General features: G+C 39.2%; 16 protein-coding genes. 3 read left to right on the top strand and 13 right to left on the bottom strand.

Annotation, left to right across the window (positions count from 1 at the left end; translation table 11 throughout):
• Positions 1–118: 118 nt before the first annotated feature.
• From accC to A2U94_RS03135, 7 genes are read right to left on the bottom strand one after another with little or no spacing between them, the layout of a single operon-like run.
• Entirely contained in the window at positions 119–1,486 is a 1,368-nt protein-coding gene (gene accC / locus A2U94_RS03165) for an acetyl-CoA carboxylase biotin carboxylase subunit (RefSeq protein ID WP_025911068.1), read from the bottom strand.
• Between the two features lie 21 nt (positions 1,487–1,507).
• Positions 1,508–1,945: an acetyl-CoA carboxylase biotin carboxyl carrier protein gene (gene accB, locus A2U94_RS03160; RefSeq protein ID WP_025911069.1), complete on the bottom strand. Its 438-nt coding sequence runs from the start codon at positions 1,943–1,945 to the stop codon at positions 1,508–1,510.
• 21 nt (positions 1,946–1,966) lie between these two features.
• Positions 1,967–2,950 carry a 5-oxoprolinase subunit C family protein gene (locus A2U94_RS03155; RefSeq protein ID WP_025911070.1) on the bottom strand — a complete coding sequence of 328 codons (984 nt, stop codon included), beginning with the start codon at positions 2,948–2,950 and terminating at the stop codon, positions 1,967–1,969.
• Positions 2,951–2,952: 2 nt separating this feature from the next.
• On the bottom strand, positions 2,953–3,702 hold the full coding sequence (gene pxpB, locus A2U94_RS03150; protein WP_025911071.1) for a 5-oxoprolinase subunit PxpB: 750 nt from the start codon (positions 3,700–3,702) through the stop codon (positions 2,953–2,955).
• Between the two features lie 14 nt (positions 3,703–3,716).
• Positions 3,717–4,502, bottom strand: coding sequence for a putative hydro-lyase (locus A2U94_RS03145; RefSeq protein WP_025911072.1), 786 nt, complete (start codon positions 4,500–4,502; stop codon positions 3,717–3,719).
• 56 nt (positions 4,503–4,558) lie between these two features.
• A complete protein-coding gene (locus A2U94_RS03140) occupies positions 4,559–5,788 on the bottom strand; it encodes an NRAMP family divalent metal transporter (RefSeq protein ID WP_035321188.1) in 1,230 nt (409 codons plus the stop codon).
• An 18-nt stretch (positions 5,789–5,806) separates the two neighbouring features.
• Complete coding sequence (locus A2U94_RS03135; protein ID WP_025911075.1) at positions 5,807–6,571, bottom strand: LamB/YcsF family protein; 765 nt, start codon at positions 6,569–6,571, stop codon at positions 5,807–5,809.
• A 256-nt stretch (positions 6,572–6,827) separates the two neighbouring features.
• Between A2U94_RS03135 and A2U94_RS03130 the strand changes: the two genes are divergently transcribed.
• Positions 6,828–7,673, top strand: coding sequence for a C40 family peptidase (locus A2U94_RS03130; RefSeq protein WP_051567191.1), 846 nt, complete (start codon positions 6,828–6,830; stop codon positions 7,671–7,673).
• Here A2U94_RS03130 and A2U94_RS03125 read toward each other — a convergent pair.
• The 5 genes from A2U94_RS03125 to A2U94_RS03110 all read right to left on the bottom strand — a co-directional run bounded on the left by A2U94_RS03125 (position 7,648) and on the right by A2U94_RS03110 (position 13,415).
• Entirely contained in the window at positions 7,648–8,298 is a 651-nt protein-coding gene (locus tag A2U94_RS03125; protein WP_025911079.1) for an MtnX-like HAD-IB family phosphatase, read from the bottom strand. The two genes, A2U94_RS03130 and A2U94_RS03125, sit on opposite strands and share 26 nt — an antisense overlap.
• Positions 8,299–8,319: 21 nt before the next feature.
• Complete coding sequence (locus A2U94_RS03120) at positions 8,320–11,520, bottom strand: DEAD/DEAH box helicase (RefSeq protein ID WP_025911081.1); 3,201 nt, start codon at positions 11,518–11,520, stop codon at positions 8,320–8,322.
• 128 nt (positions 11,521–11,648) lie between these two features.
• On the bottom strand, positions 11,649–12,284 hold the full coding sequence (locus A2U94_RS03115; RefSeq protein ID WP_025911083.1) for a response regulator: 636 nt from the start codon (positions 12,282–12,284) through the stop codon (positions 11,649–11,651).
• Between the two features lie 12 nt (positions 12,285–12,296).
• Entirely contained in the window at positions 12,297–12,638 is a 342-nt protein-coding gene (locus A2U94_RS21765; protein WP_231882731.1) for a sensor histidine kinase, read from the bottom strand.
• Positions 12,639–12,674: 36 nt separating this feature from the next.
• The gene (locus A2U94_RS03110) at positions 12,675–13,415 is read right to left on the bottom strand and encodes a histidine kinase (protein WP_231882730.1); all 741 of its coding nucleotides are present in this window, start codon (positions 13,413–13,415) and stop codon (positions 12,675–12,677) included.
• A gap of 285 nt (positions 13,416–13,700) precedes the next feature.
• On the opposite strand from A2U94_RS03110, the gene A2U94_RS03105 reads away from it, so the two are divergent.
• Positions 13,701–14,039 (top strand): hypothetical protein, encoded by a 339-nt coding sequence (locus tag A2U94_RS03105; protein ID WP_025911084.1) that lies wholly within the window; start codon positions 13,701–13,703, stop codon positions 14,037–14,039.
• Between the two features lie 171 nt (positions 14,040–14,210).
• Complete coding sequence (locus A2U94_RS03100; protein WP_062686307.1) at positions 14,211–14,489, top strand: hypothetical protein; 279 nt, start codon at positions 14,211–14,213, stop codon at positions 14,487–14,489.
• Positions 14,490–14,568: 79 nt separating this feature from the next.
• On the opposite strand, the gene ilvD is transcribed toward A2U94_RS03100, so the two are convergent.
• Positions 14,569–16,245: a dihydroxy-acid dehydratase gene (ilvD, locus tag A2U94_RS03095; RefSeq protein WP_025911088.1), complete on the bottom strand. Its 1,677-nt coding sequence runs from the start codon at positions 16,243–16,245 to the stop codon at positions 14,569–14,571.
• Positions 16,246–16,344: the final 99 nt, after the last annotated feature.

Here is a 16,344-nt window from a genome sequence, read left to right as displayed (position 1 = left end):
CTTTGTTTTATTATACAACAAACTAGCGGAAAGTACCTTATTTTAGGATGTTTTTTCGCCTTTAATTAGACATAAAAATAAAGAAAGCACCCTGTATAAAGGCGCCTTCTGTTATTACTTATAAAGTTGTTGCTACCTGCTCTGGCTGAATCTCATATATTTCTAAAAACTTCGTTGTAAAATCTCCTTCTAAAAATTTCTCATGTTCTAGAAGGGATAAGTGAAACGGTATGGTTGTGTGCACTCCTTTAATATAAAATTCGCTGAGTGCACGCTTCATGCGCTGAATAGCTTCCGTACGATTTTTTCCGTAAACAATCACTTTAGCAATCATCGAATCATAAAAAGGTGGAATTGTATAGCCTGCATATACTGCGCTATCTATGCGTACCCCAAACCCTCCAGGTGGAATGTACTCTGTTACTGTTCCCGGTGAAGGCATAAAATCACGCCAAGGATCTTCCGCATTTATGCGACACTCAATTGCGCATCCAGAAAAAGTAGTGTCTTCTTGCGTGAAGGATAGCGGATAACCTGCTGCTGCTAAAACTTGCTCTTTAATCAAATCTACCCCTGTTACTAACTCTGTTACTGGGTGCTCAACTTGAATACGCGTATTCATTTCCATAAAATAAAACGCACCGTATTTATCCAGTAAAAATTCAACCGTACCTACACCATAGTAGTTCACTGCTTTTGCAGCTTTCACAGCAGCATCTCCCATCTCATCCCGGAGCTTTTCGCTAAGCGCTGGTGACGGTGACTCTTCGATAAGCTTTTGATGACGCCTTTGGATGGAGCAGTCTCGTTCTCCTAAGTGAACAACGTGTCCATGCTTGTCCGCTAAAATTTGAATTTCAACATGACGCGGGTCTTCAATAAACTTTTCCAAGTACACGCCTTTGTCTCCAAACGCTTTTTCCGCTTCTTGCTGAGCTTGACGAACTGCTTTGTGAAGCTCTTCTTCATTAAAAGCCGTGCGCATTCCTTTACCGCCTCCACCAGCGGATGCCTTTACAATGACAGGGTAGCCAATTTCTTTTGCAATCGCAGTAGCTTCTGTACTACTTTTAATTAAACCGTCGCTTCCTGGTACAATTGGTACGTTTGCTCGCTTCATGGTATCACGAGCTTTTGCTTTAGCTCCCATATCTAAGATAGCCTGAGATGAAGGACCAATAAACGTTATCCCATACTCTAGACAAGCATCTGCAAACTGTGCACTTTCAGATAAAAAACCATACCCAGGATGAATCGCATCTGCATGTGACACGTCCGCTGCGCTGATGATGCTTTTACTATTTAAGTAGCTATCTTTAGGACTTTTCCCACCGATGCAGTATGCTTCATCAGCCATCTGTACATGAAGTGCATCGCGGTCTCCAGTAGAATACACAGCTACGGTTTTGATGCCAAGTTCCTTACATGCACGAATCACACGAACAGCAATTTCTCCTCTGTTAGCAATCAACACTTTTTTAAACATCGTCTCACTCCTTATTAGCGCTTATTGTTTGATTAAAAATAGAGGCTGGTCGTATTCAACAATATCGCCGTCTTCCACAAGAACCTCTATAATTTCTCCTTCAATTCCCGCTTCTACCTCATTAAAAAGCTTCATTGCTTCTACAATACAGACGATATCATTAGCACGAACTCTATCACCTTCCGATACAAAAGGTGAAGCTCCTTGTTCAGGAGAGGAGTAGAAGGTTCCGACCATAGGAGAACGTACTTCGCAGACCGCTTTTGATGGCTCCTCATTTTTTAATGGAGGTGTGAGTTCTACCTCATTGTTTTTACTAGGCGTTAACACTTTTGTTGCTTCTTCCGTTAGTGTTTTATCAAGAACAATCACTGTTCCATCGTGTTCCACATGTAGCTTTTGAATGCCACCTTCATTCATTAAAGCTATAACCTCTTTTAATTCTGCAGTATTAATCATCCTTTTCTCCCCTTTCGTTTTTTAAGCTTCTTTTTGATAAAGTGCAATTGAACACGCTAACTGCTTCATAGTTTTTTCGTTTTCTAAATAAATTTGTTCAGCTTCTTCTAGGGTAATATATTGAAAATAAATGCTTTCTCCAGGCTTCACCTGAGCTAGAACTGGTAAGTCAGCCGTGATGACCTGAGCCATTTTTGGATAGCCACCCGTGGTTTGTCGATCTGCTAATAGAATGATTGGATTTCCGTCTGGCGGTACTTGAATAGATCCATTCGTTACGGCTTCTGATAGCAACTCTACTTTTTCAGTAAGTACCATTTCAGGACCAGCAATTCGATAACCCATGCGATCTGATTGAGTACTAACTTTAAAGGCTTGTTCACTAAAGGCTTGTTGACTTTCTTTAGTAAACAATTCAAATTGACTGCCTTTTATTACACGGATAATCGGCTTTTTTTCAAACGATAAGCGCTCGTGAAAATTCACATACCAGTTTGGCATATGTACATGACTTGCCACTTCTACATGCTGCTGTTGAGAACCCGTGAATTTAATTACATCGTTTGCTTGTAAAGCGCGCCCTTTGAAACCACCTAACTCGCCGCGTAAATAGGTACTTTTACTATTCATAACAGGAGATAGTAAAAAACCACCCTTTACTGCCAAATAAGCTCGACACCCTTTTTTACATGGTCCAAATTGAAGGGTACTTCCTTTTGACACGTAGATTGGTTTCCACATATGAACGGGTTCATTGTTAATGCTCGGTGCTAAATCACCTCCAGTGATAGCGATTACACAATCTTTTTCAAATTCAATTGTTGGACCCATTAAAGTCATTTCTAAGCAAGCCTCTTTTTCATCGTTCGCAACTAATAGATTTGCTACGCGCAAAGAATACGTATCCATAGCTCCGCTCACTAAGACACCGTGTTTTTGGAAGCCAGTTCGTCCTAAGTCTTGTATAGTCGTTAGTAAACCTGGCTTTAAGACCTTTATGCTCATGCTTATCTCTCCTTTGTAAATTTTAAAAATTCATGCTCTGTAATAGGGATGAATTTGACGATATTACCTGCTTCAAGTAAGCTAGGGGGATTTTGCTCTGGTAAAAATAAAGGCTTTGGCGTTTGACCAATCAGCTGCCATCCTCCAGGCGTAGAGATTGGATAAACGCCTGTTTGCATTCCAGCAATCCCAACAGACCCTTTTGGAATGCTGGCGCGAGGAGACGACCTTCTCGGTGCCTTGATTTTCTCTGACATACCGCCTAAGAATGGAAATCCAGGCGCAAATCCAACCATATATACGAGGTATTCACCACTTGAGTGGATGGATATAACTTCATCAGGCGTCAAGCCATTGATCTTCGCTACATCTTGTAAATCGGGTCCATATTCGCCACCGTAGCAAACCGGAATTTCTACAGTATGAGATGGTTGATTTTTATGGTGCGTTAAACTAGCAAGCTTTTTCTCTACTAGAGCTGAAACAATTTTAAAAGGAGATATTAAAGATGAATCTTTGCCTTGATATGTTTGATAGACAATAAGCGGGTCGTAAAAAATCGTTAGGTTTGTAAATGCAGGGACACTCTCGACAAACCCTTCAAACGGTGTATCTTCAAGCATATTCATAAGCGCCATGATTTGTTTATGAGTACTAATGCTCATTTCTGAACCAAATGTTACAACCACAGCCGAATCTCCAAGTGGGGTCAGCTCTGCAATTGTTTTCTTGTTATCTACTGCTTTAATCATGTCTTTCACCTCGTTTATAAAATTCCAAGTTCATCATCACGTATATCGGTAATGAGCATGTGCCCTGGAGCATGCGTAATCATAATAGACGGTTTAACCTCCATCGCAACAGCTTGTGGAGTAACTCCACAGGCCCAAAAAACAGGCACTTCACCTTCGTGAATGGTCACTGCATCACCAAAATCAGGATGATCAATTTGTTGGATACCGATTTCTTTTGGACTACCAATATGAAGAGGACTTCCATGAACGGAAGGAAAGCGCGAGGTAACCTGCACCGCGCGAGGTACGTCTCGAGAAGGCATAGGACGCATACTTACAACCGTTACGCCTTTAAATAAGCCAGCTGATTTACATTCAATATTGGTTTTGTACATCGGGACATTACATTTCTCCTCAATGTGTCGGATAGGTATACCATTATTTAACAAAGCGTCTTCAAACGTAAAGCTGCAACCAATCAAGAAACCTACCATATCTTCTTCCCAAAGCGATGTAATATCCGCTATTTCTTCCGTTAATACACCTTCTCGATATACGCGGTACTTAGGTAAATCTGTACGAATATCTGCTCCTTTTGCAACGGTTAAATACGGTGATCCAACCTCTGTTACGTCTAATAATGGACACGACTTTGGGTTACGCTGACAAAATAGTAAAAAGTCATACGCATGTTCTTGTTTTAAGATTGCTAGATTTGCTTGGGCGTATCCATTCGCCATCCCTGCTGTTGGTCCAGTAATTTTCATTTCACGAATAAGCTTACGAATTTTTTCAGGTGTTTCAGTTGCGTAACTCATATTTGGTCTCCTTTCAACGATACGGAGGTGAATAAAATAATCCACCTCCAGCTCAGTTATTTAAATAATAAAGGCAGTTGATCAATTAATGTATATCCCCCCATTAACGCCATCACGATAACCACAAGGCTACCCGAGATCGTTAACCAAAGAGGATGTTTATAATCTCCTACAATATCTTTTCGGTAAGCAGCAACTAAGAGCGTTCCAAGAGCAATTGGTAAAATCAATCCATTTATTGCACCAACTAACAGCAATACTTTAACTGGCTTTCCAATGACTACAAAACATAGTGTTGACACAATAATGAAGCTGATAATTACCCATTTATGATGCTGCTCTAAGCGTTTGCTAAATGTACGAATGAACGATACGGATGTGTAAGCAGCTCCAATAACAGACGTAATTGCAGCTGACCACATAACAACTCCGAAAATTTTATAGCCAATATTTCCTGCCGCTAGCTGAAAGACTGAAGCGGGTGGATTGCTTGCATCTATTTGAAGCCCTTGTGATACAACGCCAAGAACTGCTAAAAAGAGCGCAATACGCATAACAGACGTGATTAAAATTCCTACAACAGAACTCTTTGTCACTTGTGGTAGTGCATCAACACCTTTTATTCCTGCATCTAATAGTCGGTGACCTCCAGCAAACGTAATATAGCCACCTACCGTTCCACCCACTAACGTGACAATAGCAACAATATCAATCGTATCCGGCATTACTGTTTTTACTACAGCTTCTCCAACAGGAGGTGCCGTTTTAAACGCTACAAAAAACATTAAACCAATCATGACAAAGCCTGCGTACTGTGTGAAACGATCCATGGCCTTTCCAGCTTCTTTAATTAAAAAGATTGCCACTGCAATGATTGCACTTACAATTGCACCGTATTCAGGTGCGATACCAAACAAGGCATTTAATCCTAATCCAGCTCCTGCAATGTTTCCTACGTTAAAAGCAAGGCCACCCATAACAATTAGCCCAGCGATGACATAACCGAGGCCTGGCAACACCATGTTCGCAATATCTTGTCCTCTTTTTTCGGATACAGCGATAATTCGCCAAACGTTGGTTTGTGCAAAGATATCTAAAATAATTGATACTAAAATAACAAATCCAAAACTAGCTGCTAACGTTTGAGTAAAAACAGTAGTTTGAGTTAGAAACCCAGGACCAATAGCAGACGTGGCCATTAAGAAGGCCGCCCCCATCATGAGCGTCCAGTTAAGCTTAGGTACTGGCGACAGTTGCTGTTTTTTTGATTGTTTTATCGGCTCCATAATTAATTCTCCTCTCGATTAGCGGCATGATACGGCGACGCGTGTAATATCTGCTTGCTTAAAGGCTGTGTTAAGTGCATGAGCAAACTGCAAGGCATGTGTTCCGTCTCCATGAATGCAAACTGTATCTGCTTGAATCGGCACTGTTGTTCCTTGTTGAGACTGTACTTCTTTTCGCTCAATCATTCCAATAACTTGATTAATTGCTACTTCATCTTCTTCGATTAAAGCACCTTTCATTGTTCGAAGAGTTAAAGAACCATCTTCTTGATATGTACGATCAGCAAATACTTCATTTGCTGTTTGAAGCCCTATTTCTTTTCCTGCTTTTATGAGTTCACTTCCAGATAAGCCGAATAAAATAAGTTCTGGATTTACTGCATATACGGCTTCAGCAATTGCTTTTGATAATGCAGCATCTTTCGCCGCCATATTATAGAGAGCACCGTGTGGCTTTACATGCTGCATAGTACCTCCTTCCGCCTTTACAAATCCGTAGAGTGCACCAATTTGATATACGACTAAATCATACGCTTCACTAGGACTAATTTGAATATTCCGACGTCCAAACCCGCGTAAATCCTGCAAACCAGGATGAGCGCCAATAGCTACATCATGATGCAAGGCGAGTTTTACGGTTTCTCGCATGACGGTTGGATCTCCAGCATGAAAGCCACACGCGATATTAGCCGAAGAAACAAACTTTAAAATCTCTCTATCATTTCCAATCTTATAAACGCCATAACTTTCACCTAAATCACAGTTCACGTCAATTCGTTTCATTTCTTCATCCCCTTATCTATCTTGTTGTACCGAAAAACGGAACTTAAATTCCGTTTTTCGGTTAAATTGATTTTATCATTTAAATGTCTGATACACAAGGTAGTTGTCAGAACATTTAACATATTAGGTCAATTCTATTAATTGAAAGGTTTCTAGATAGGTATTTCACTGCAGGAAAAAAGAATCTCGAAATCCAAGGTTTTCTAAGTCATAATTCAAAAGGTAGTCTTTTTTACAAATGGATAGGAGGAAGAAAATGAAAAAGCATCAACTAATTGCTGCATCTATTGTAGGTATCAGCTTACTTTGGACCACCCCTACTGAGTTCAAAGCAGCGGAAATGGATACTACTAAAGTGGTGAAGACGGCTGCTGAATTATCAGGAATCGACTATGTAAGCGGTGGTGAAACAAAATCAGAAGGATTCGATAGCTCAGGGTTCATTTACTATGTAGTAGAAACGGCTTTAAATGTAGATATGCCGCGCACGTTAGAAGGGCAAGGTGAGTTAGGAACAGAAGTGAATAAAAGTGATTTAACAACCGGAGATCTGTTATTCTTCTCTACAAGCTCATCTACCATTACAAGCGCTGCAATCTATATTGGAGATGGAGAGATGATTTTCCCTTCTACTTCAAAAGGTGAAGTGGTTAAAGAAAGTTTCAAAGATAGTTCATTTTGGAATGAACATTTTATCAAAGCGAAAAGACTCAGTGCCTCTACCTTTTCATTTCCAGACTATAAAATTGTCTCGGAGAGTCGAGAGCAGCTAGGCGTTTCGTATCAATTTGGAGAAGAACGTCCAGAAGTTGGTTTTGATTGTTCGGGCTTTATTCAATATGTATTCAAAGAAGCATATAACGTAGCGCTCCCACGTTCTACGGATCAACAGTGGAACTTTGGTACATACGTTAAAAAAGAAGACCTACAAGTCGGAGACGTTGTCTTTTTTGAAGATACATACCGCAGCGGAATTTCGCACGCAGGTGTTTACATTGGTAAAAACCGTATAATGTGTATCTGCTACGACTGTTTCAAATGTAATCATGCTGTTAACTTTCCTTTCGTATATATGCTTAGTTCCACAAATGTTGTTGATTAAAATAAGATGTAATTTCTTGAAAGGACGCTACTTTTACGTGCGGAACGTTCTTTTCATCTAACAAATCTTGAAGAGCAGCTTTTGCAAACGTGATGTCTGCGCAAGCCGCTGGGTGTGAGTCTGGTTCACTATCACCGGCAAAATAGACCTGCTCATATTTTTTCTTGAAATCCTGAATAACTAACGATTTATCAATTCCGTAACGCTCAGAATAGCTCCAGTGCTTAGGATCAATTTGCAAGTGAACATTTTTTTCATGGAACACACCGGTATTTGAAAGTACTTCCACATTCTCTACACCATGCTTCTTCAGAAGAGGTCGAATATAGTAATCTGAACCTGCGCTTAAAACATAAAAATCTCCTCCTCTTTTTTGTACTTCTTGAATAAAAGCAGGAACTCCAGGATCAATTTCAATTCCATCAATGTCTTGTAAAATGATGTCCTCTGTTTGGTTAATTGAGCTGAAGACAGTTGACAAAAAGTCAATGTCCTTCAGCTTACCTGACTTCCATTCTTTATATAGCTTTCTACCTTCAGGAAAATGTTTTTCAATCACAATCCAATAAAAATCCTTTTGTGAAATGGTACCATCAAAATCTGATACAAAAGCAAAGCGTTTCATTTTATCTTCCTTTCATGTGAGCTACATCTCTAAAAGTTCTCGCAGTTCCTCTTCCGATAGACTTGTTAGCATCGTTTCACCCGGTTGAATTACCTGGCTAATCAACTCTCTTTTCTTCTGCTGCATCTCATAGATTTTTTCTTCAATCGTTCCTTGCGCAATTAAGCGAATTACTTGTACAACATTCTTTTGACCAAGGCGATGGGCTCGTCCGGCAGCCTGTTCTTCAACCGCTGGGTTCCACCATAAATCATATAGAATTACGGTATCTGCACCCGTTAAATTCAGCCCTGTCCCACCAGCTTTTAACGAGATTAGAAAAATATCATGCTCGCCTTTATTAAAACGGTTGGCCATCTCTACTCGGTCTTTTCCATCTGTTTGGCCATCCAAATAGAAAAAGGAAATGTTCTGTTCTGCAAGCTTTTCTCTAATGATATGAAGCATGCTCGTGAACTGTGAAAAAATTAGCATCCGCTTTCCGTTAGCTAATGCTTGATGAACGGTTTCAAGTAGCTGTTCCAACTTGCTGGACTCAGCTTCGTAGTTTTCAATAAAGAGAGCTGGATGACAGCAAATTTGACGTAAACGCGTTAAGCCAGCTAAAATCTTCATACGGTTTCGCTGAAAATCTTCTGTAGTTAACGAGCTTTTTAATTGCTCTAAATATCCAACGTACAGCTCTTTTTGTTCTTTTGACAGCTCTGAGCGCTGCGTTGTTTCAATTTTATCAGGAAGTTCTTTTAGAACGTCCTTTTTCACGCGACGGAGAATAAACGGGCGCACTAATTTGCTAATCCGCTCTGAGGTCATCTTTTTAAACCCTTGCTGACTTGGTAACAATCCAGGTAATATCGTTTGAAAAATAGACCATAGCTCTTCAAGTGAGTTCTCTATCGGTGTACCGCTTAATGCAAATCGCTTTGGAGCAGATATTGCCCGTACCGCTGCTGCCGCTTTCGTAGCATAGTTTTTAATCGTTTGAGCTTCATCTAAAATTAGAGCATGAAACTCTCTTTCTTTATATAACGACATATCCTGTCTAAGCGTTGGGTAAGACGTAATAAAAACATCTGCGTTCTCTTGAAGCAAATCGCTTCTCTCTTTTGGAGTTCCAGCAATCGTGTGCACCTTTAAAGAAGGCGCGAATTTCTCAAATTCATTCTTCCAGTTGTAAACTAAAGAAGCTGGTACAACAATTAAAGATGGATGCAATACAGCGTCTTGTTCTTTTTCTGAAAGTAAATAAGCAATGGTTTGAAGCGTCTTTCCAAGCCCCATATCATCAGCCAGTATACCGCCTAATGAATAGGTTGATAAAGATTTAAACCACCGAAATCCCGTATACTGATAGTCTCGAAGCTCTGCATGCAGCCCCGAAGGTATACGCCAATTACTTTGATCAGGTGCTCCGATACGTTTAACAAGCGTTTGAAACGCTTCGCTTAATCGACCTTTAGCCTCCTGTGATTGACCAAGAATTTCTTCAACTTGCATTCCTTTATATAGCGGAACGTGAAGGCGATTCTCTTCTAACTCTTCTTTTTTCACATTTAGCTCTGTAAACAAGTCCTGAATCCTCTGAAATCCATCTTGCTCAAGAGAAAGAAATGCTCCATTGTTTAAACGATAATATTTTTTCTTTTCAAGGACAGACCTAAGAACTTCTTGCACCGTTTTTTCATCAATTCCAGCCAAGTCAAAGTTGATTTCTAATAGATTGTTTTGCTGTTCTAAATCAATGCTTGTGATCAAATTTGAAGCATCATAGAGGGTTTCTTGCTTTGCTTCTTCACTTATACGGATGTCTACAAGTTCTTCAAGTTGAGGAAGAATACGAAATAAGAATTCAAACAACGCTTCTTCATCTTGCTGAAGGTAAAGCTGGTTTTTATAAATATTAATGGGTGCATGTTCAATAATATCCATAATAATTGCTTCTTTTTCCATATCTCGTACCAGAATAAACTTAGGTTTTTCATCGGTATTGTGAAAGGGATTAATCATAAAATCACCGTAGTGATATTCAAGCGTCACAAGAAGCTGTTCGCTTTCTTTCTCTACCCACAGCTTTGCCTGTAATGGCGGAGACATAACTTGATTTTCTACTGCTTGTGAAATTTTCACTTCTCCTACTTTGCGTAGGCCAGGTACTACTTGTGATAAAAACGTTCCCATCTGTTCATCATCAACTGATAGAACCGGCTGAACCGGCATGTTTTCCAGTAATCCTTCTACAAGCTTCCGCTGCTTCTTCGTGAGCTCATAAAAATGACCACTCGCAAAAATCCAATGATAACGATTAAAAAAAGAAGCTTCATCTAGGTCCCGAAAATTAATTTGAAACTCTTTGGCTTGATTTTCATCAATAAAAAAAGAAAATGGAAGGCCTTCTTTTTTCAGTAACACATCTCTATACGTCTCATCTTCATGAACAAAAGTCCAGTCTCTTCCTTGAAGTGCGTGTAAGAGTGATTTTGCTACAGACGTCGGGATAACAAGATCTTTGTTAGTAACGGTTCGCCTCGGAGAAGCATAGGTTTGTTTATAAAAGCGTTCGCTTTCGACAATTTGCTGTAAAAGGTTAAGAACGACTTCATCTTCTTTCGCAAAATAATGTACAACCGGATCATATGAAAACCGCTTGGTGAATTCATGCGGTTCATCCTCAGCTACATCATCTAAAAAAGACCGTAAATTCTTCACAACATAGGTACGCTCAACCCCTACCTTTACCTCAATTGTTAAGTAGAGCTCTCCGTCTCTAGAAAAGCGTTCTGAATACGACTTACAAATATATTCAACCGATAATTGTTCTTTCTCATCCCTGCTATCACTTTCAATAACTGATTGATGAAAATCTGCGAAGGATTGAATAAAAGAATTGACGCGCTGGTGTTCATAGCTTTTCCGGCGAGATGTTGATGCAACGTCAGTTTTTGTTGCTTGTTGTTCACAAATGGCTAAAAGAACCGCTACCTCATGCTTACATTCACCAAACTCATGATAAGCTAGGCATTCACAAGAAGAAGCGTAACCTTGTTCTTTCATTTGAATCATAACCGTATATGATTCCGTTCCTTCAACAAACCCTATCCATGTTTTCGTTTGTTCATTGTATTCTAAGTCTGTTACTCGCTGTTGTTGATAATATGTATGACCTCTATAGTAGGTTCGACTTGAATATGCATCTTTTAAATACGCTTCATTTAACATTCGCATCTTTTTAAATCTTCCTATCGCTAAATTTTTTCCTCATTAAACAAATCATGCTCAAGTAATCTTGAGCATGATTTGTTTAATCTCTCTATTATATCATGTACATCCATTCGGTACTACCGAGCACATTTTTAAACATGATGCTCTACAGCATATAGAGCAGCTTGGGTGCGATCTTGAACCTGAAGCTTTGATAGAATGTTTGAGACATGCGTTTTAACCGTCTTTTCTGTTATATGTAAAGCAGCTGCAATTTCTTTATTACTTTTCCCTGAAGAAATTTCTTTTAACACTTCACGCTCTCGCTTTGTTAATAAATCTAACAATAAAGGCTCTTTTTTAACAGGTTGGGTTAATTTATTTAATAAATGAGCTGTTATCTTGGGACTTAACTGGTATTGACCGTTTATTACATTTCGAATTCCCACTATCAGCTCATCAGGGTCACTTTCTTTTAACTGGTAACTTTCCGCCCCTGCTTCTAATGCCGGTATTACGTGATCTTGATCTGAAAAGCTCGTTAGAATCAGTACTTTCACATTTGGCTGCTCTTGCTTAATTTGTTTAGTAGCCTGAATGCCATCAAGCTCTGGCATTGATAAATCCATCACGACAAGGTCAGGCTGTAGTTCTTTCACTTTTCGAACGGCTTCCTGGCCGTTTGACGCTTCGCCCACAATTTCTATATCGGGGTGGGTTTGTAAAAATAACGCTAACCCTTTGCGAACAACATGGTGGTCATCTGCAATTAAAATACGTATGCTCATCTTTCTCTCTCCTTAAAACGGAACAACAATTTGGATCGTTGTTCCTTCTCCTAGTTTACTAGTTACATGGAATGTACCGGATTGCTTTTCGACTCGTTGCTTCATTGCTCTTAAACCAATTGTAGGAAGCATTGCCGACTCATACTCTTCATAGCAAAAACCCATTCCTTTGTCGCTAACTGTCATAGTAACCTTTTCTTTTTGGATTGATAGAAAAAGATTTACATCGTGTACATCGGCATGCTTTCGGCAGTTATTCAAGGCCTCCTGCCCAGCTCTAAACAGCATTTCTTCCACAGAAGCTGGTAGAAAAGCCGTTCCTTCTCGAATTGCGTTTACGTTTAAACCAATCATTTCACCATAGCTTGTTAATGCACAAACAAGCCCTTGCTATAATCCATCTGGACGAAGCTGTAAAATCAGCGCTTTCATCTCAGCTTGCGCTTGACTAGCCGTTTGTTGAATTATTTCAAACATATCCCTGGACGTCTCATGACCAGTTTTTGTTCCTGCTTTAGCCGTGAGCTGAATTGAGAATAAAAGCTGATTAACAGAATCGTGAAGGTCTTGTGCTAAGCGATTTCTTTCATCTCTTAGTCGCATTTCTTGTTCTTTTTTTGTTAAGTCTAACCGTTTAATAGCCGTTCCAATTTGGAGCGCAACAGCACCTAATATATCAAGCTCTTGTTGATCAAAATACTGTTTTCCTGGTGCCGCAACGTTCAATATGCCAAACTGTTCTTTTCCTGAATAAAGAGGAACGGTTGCGTGATGAGTGATGTTATTTGTTTCTCCCCAATCGTGAACTGTAGCTTCATCCAGCCTTTTGCATTCCATTGTATTTGTCGCTTTTGTTAATTTACCATTACAATAGCGGCTAACACACCAACAGCTGCCGTTACGCATAGGTTGAATTTGATGATTCGTTAACGCGTCCGGTAGATTATGAGCAGCCATGAGTTCATAATCTCCACACTCGTCAATTAAAAAAATCCACCCCGTATGTAATTGAGTTGCTTTAAGCAATTGAACCAGGGTATCTTGAAGCATTTGCTTTACGTCTGTACTTTCATTTAGGATTTCTGCAATATCCTTTAATATCTTTAGTTCATTCAATTGTTTTTTTGTCATCTTAATCACCTAACTTAGTTATATAGCTATTTTATCATAAAGTAATAGTAGTTCATTCCAACTATCGTTCGTTTTTTGAAAAATATAAAAATAGTTTGTTAGATTCTTTAACAATTCGCTAGCGTTCGATTTTCATTCAAACTATACTACAATTAATACAAGAAATCGCAAAAAAATGTCAGAAATTGATGATTTATTTCATAAAAAAATATTATTGAAAACGCTTCCAAAAATAGATTGTTAGTGCTAAAATGAATTTATTAAAAGGATAGGGATGTGACCGTCATGAATAAATTGTTTTTAGAAGAATTAAAATACATTATCCAATGCGAAGTGCCTCTGACAACATATCGCTTAACGCAATTAGAAGAAAAATTCTCAAAGCGATCAGAGCTTATTATTGAAATGTATCAACTTCTCTTCGAAAAGCGTCATGTTCTTTTATTTATAGACAATCTGGAAGCGGCCGTGTACGAATATCTTGTGAATCGTGAAATCTCAAATGCAAAAACTCGTTACGGTGCGGTTTTGTTTGTGGCAAATTTATTTGGTGAAACACCTACATATATAAAATGTAAGATTGCGAAATATCAGCAGTCCTCTATTTCGAATATGAGTGCGTAGTAATAGGTTGTTTGCGAAGAGAAATCCTTCAACCGAGGATTTCTTTTTGCTATTTAACAATCGTTCCTTTTTCCTCAGCTGGAAGATAAAAGGTTGTGATTGAAAATCGTCTATCATGTAAAATCTTCAGCGTATGACATACTGACTTATAATTTAAAGGAGGCTGATAAGATGAAGGTTATGTTTTTGGTAGACCGCTATTTTTTTCTTGAAAAGCAGGTTCACGAATACATGAAATTACTAGTTGTCAAAACCCCTGAACAAGTACTGCATTATTTTGAAAAACAATTAATAAGATATCAACGTTTATTATTACTCCAAAACCTTGACGCGTATCCTGATAGTGTTATTACCTCGATTCATTATCTAATTAAAGATTACTCTTCTGCTATTCACAAAGTCCAAACTTATTTAAGCTATCAAAAAGAACTACAAGTGTTAAATGATTAATGACAAGGAATGTTACATGAAAAAGCCCTCTAGCTTATTCATTTTATCTAGTAAATGAGCTAGAGGGCTTTTGTTTGTTTTAGATTTTCATGATTCCGCCTGTGCTTGCCGATGTAACAAGTTTAGAGTAACGAGCAAGATACCCTTTTTTCACTTTTGGTTCAAAGCCTTTCCAATTAGCTTTACGAGCTTCCCAAACTTCAGGTGCCACTTCTACGTCCATGCGGCGCTCTTCAATATCAATTACGATATGATCTCCATTTTCAACAAATGCAAGTGGTCCACCTTCAGCAGCTTCTGGTGAAGCATGGCCAATTGATAAGCCACGTGATGCTCCAGAGAATCTTCCGTCTGTTAGTAAGGCTACTTTTGCCCCTAATCCCATTCCCATAATTTGAGAAGTAGGAGCTAACATTTCAGGCATTCCTGGTCCTCCTTTAGGTCCTTCATAACGAATGATAACTACGTCTCCGGCTTTGACTTTGCCGTTTGCAATGCCGTGAAGGGCTTCGTCTTGAGAATCGAATACTACAGCTGGGCCTTCATGACGTGTTATACCGTCTTGAACACCACCAGTTTTAATGATAGCACCATCTGGAGCCAAGTTACCAAATAAGACAGCTAGTCCACCTTTTTCTGTAAACGGCTTATCGATTGGATGAATAACATTGTAGTCTTGTACTTCACACCCCGCAATGTTTTCACCTAATGTTTTACCTGTAACGGTCATTGTATCTAAATGAAGTGCACCTGGCTTTTTCGCAAGCTCATTAAGTGCAGCAGATACGCCGCCTGCTTCGTGTAAATCTTCAATAAAGACATCAGATGCTGGTGCAAGCTTAGATAAATGTGGTACGCGTGCTGCTACTTCATTAATGCGTTCAAGCGGATAGTCGATTTCTGCTTCGTTCGCAAGCGCTAGCGTATGTAAAACAGTGTTTGTTGAACCACCTAGAGCCATATCAAGCGCAAACGCATTGTCAATTGCTTTTTCTGTTACGATATCACGTGGTTTTAAATCTAGCTTAATTAATTCCATTAACTGCTTCGCTGATTTTTTCACAAACTCTTTACGTTCAGGTGCAACAGCCAAGATTGTACCATTTCCAGGTAGCGCTAAGCCTAATGCTTCAGCTAAACAGTTCATTGAGTTAGCCGTGAACATCCCAGAACATGAACCACATGTCGGACAACCAAACTGTTCTAATTCTTGAAGTCCTTTGCCATCAATTTTCCCTGCTTGGTAAGCACCTACGCCTTCAAATACTGAAGATAATGAAATGCGTCGACCATCGCTTGTTTGTCCGGCTTTCATCGGTCCGCCGCTTACAAAAATAGATGGGATATTTAAGCGTAAGGAAGCCATTAGCATTCCTGGCGTAATTTTATCACAGTTTGGAATACAAACCATTCCGTCAAACCAGTGTGCTGAAACAACTGTTTCTACTGAATCGGCAATGATTTCACGACTTGGAAGTGAGTAGCGCATACCGATATGTCCCATTGCAATCCCATCATCTACGCCGATTGTATTCATTTCAAACGGAACGCCGCCCGCTTCGCGAATAGCATCTTTTACAATTTTCCCGAACTCTTGCAAATGTACATGCCCAGGTACAATATCAATATATGAATTTACAACAGCGATAAACGGTTTATTAAAATCTTCTTCTTTTACTCCAGCAGCACGTAGTAAGCTTCTATGAGGTGCTCTGTCAAAACCTTTTTTGATCATGTTACTTCTTAATTCTGTCACAATAATTCCCTCCGTATTCGTAACGATCTAAAGAAATATAAATCTTTTAAATTATTTAACAATTTTTAATATAGATACTAATTTAACAAATTAGCATGT

The organism is Bacillus sp. VT 712 (genome assembly GCF_001614195.1).
In the GTDB taxonomy this organism is placed as follows: Bacteria; Bacillota; Bacilli; order Bacillales; family Bacillaceae_H; genus Priestia; species Priestia flexa.
The sequence above is the reverse complement of the archived record's forward strand: the minus strand, read 5'-3'. Positions and strand labels throughout refer to the sequence as shown.

What these genes read in the sequence shown, in the direction of transcription:
- A2U94_RS03120 (WP_025911081.1), bottom strand. Translation starts at nt 11,520, where the DNA reads ATGCGAATGTTAAATGAAGCGTATTTAAAAGATGCATATTCAAGTCGA.
- A2U94_RS03155 (WP_025911070.1), bottom strand. Translation starts at nt 2,950, where the DNA reads ATGAGCATAAAGGTCTTAAAGCCAGGTTTACTAACGACTATACAAGAC.
- A2U94_RS03100 (WP_062686307.1), top strand. Translation starts at nt 14,211, where the DNA reads ATGAAGGTTATGTTTTTGGTAGACCGCTATTTTTTTCTTGAAAAGCAG.
- pxpB (WP_025911071.1), bottom strand. Translation starts at nt 3,702, where the DNA reads ATGATTAAAGCAGTAGATAACAAGAAAACAATTGCAGAGCTGACCCCA.
- A2U94_RS03110 (WP_231882730.1), bottom strand. Translation starts at nt 13,415, where the DNA reads ATGACAAAAAAACAATTGAATGAACTAAAGATATTAAAGGATATTGCA.
- A2U94_RS03115 (WP_025911083.1), bottom strand. Translation starts at nt 12,284, where the DNA reads ATGAGCATACGTATTTTAATTGCAGATGACCACCATGTTGTTCGCAAA.
- A2U94_RS03145 (WP_025911072.1), bottom strand. Translation starts at nt 4,502, where the DNA reads ATGAGTTACGCAACTGAAACACCTGAAAAAATTCGTAAGCTTATTCGT.
- accB (WP_025911069.1), bottom strand. Translation starts at nt 1,945, where the DNA reads ATGATTAATACTGCAGAATTAAAAGAGGTTATAGCTTTAATGAATGAA.
- A2U94_RS21765 (WP_231882731.1), bottom strand. Translation starts at nt 12,638, where the DNA reads ATGATTGGTTTAAACGTAAACGCAATTCGAGAAGGAACGGCTTTTCTA.
- A2U94_RS03135 (WP_025911075.1), bottom strand. Translation starts at nt 6,571, where the DNA reads ATGAAACGAATTGACGTGAACTGTGATTTAGGTGAAAGTTATGGCGTT.
- A2U94_RS03105 (WP_025911084.1), top strand. Translation starts at nt 13,701, where the DNA reads ATGAATAAATTGTTTTTAGAAGAATTAAAATACATTATCCAATGCGAA.
- A2U94_RS03125 (WP_025911079.1), bottom strand. Translation starts at nt 8,298, where the DNA reads ATGAAACGCTTTGCTTTTGTATCAGATTTTGATGGTACCATTTCACAA.
- A2U94_RS03130 (WP_051567191.1), top strand. Translation starts at nt 6,828, where the DNA reads ATGAAAAAGCATCAACTAATTGCTGCATCTATTGTAGGTATCAGCTTA.
- accC (WP_025911068.1), bottom strand. Translation starts at nt 1,486, where the DNA reads ATGTTTAAAAAAGTGTTGATTGCTAACAGAGGAGAAATTGCTGTTCGT.
- A2U94_RS03140 (WP_035321188.1), bottom strand. Translation starts at nt 5,788, where the DNA reads ATGGAGCCGATAAAACAATCAAAAAAACAGCAACTGTCGCCAGTACCT.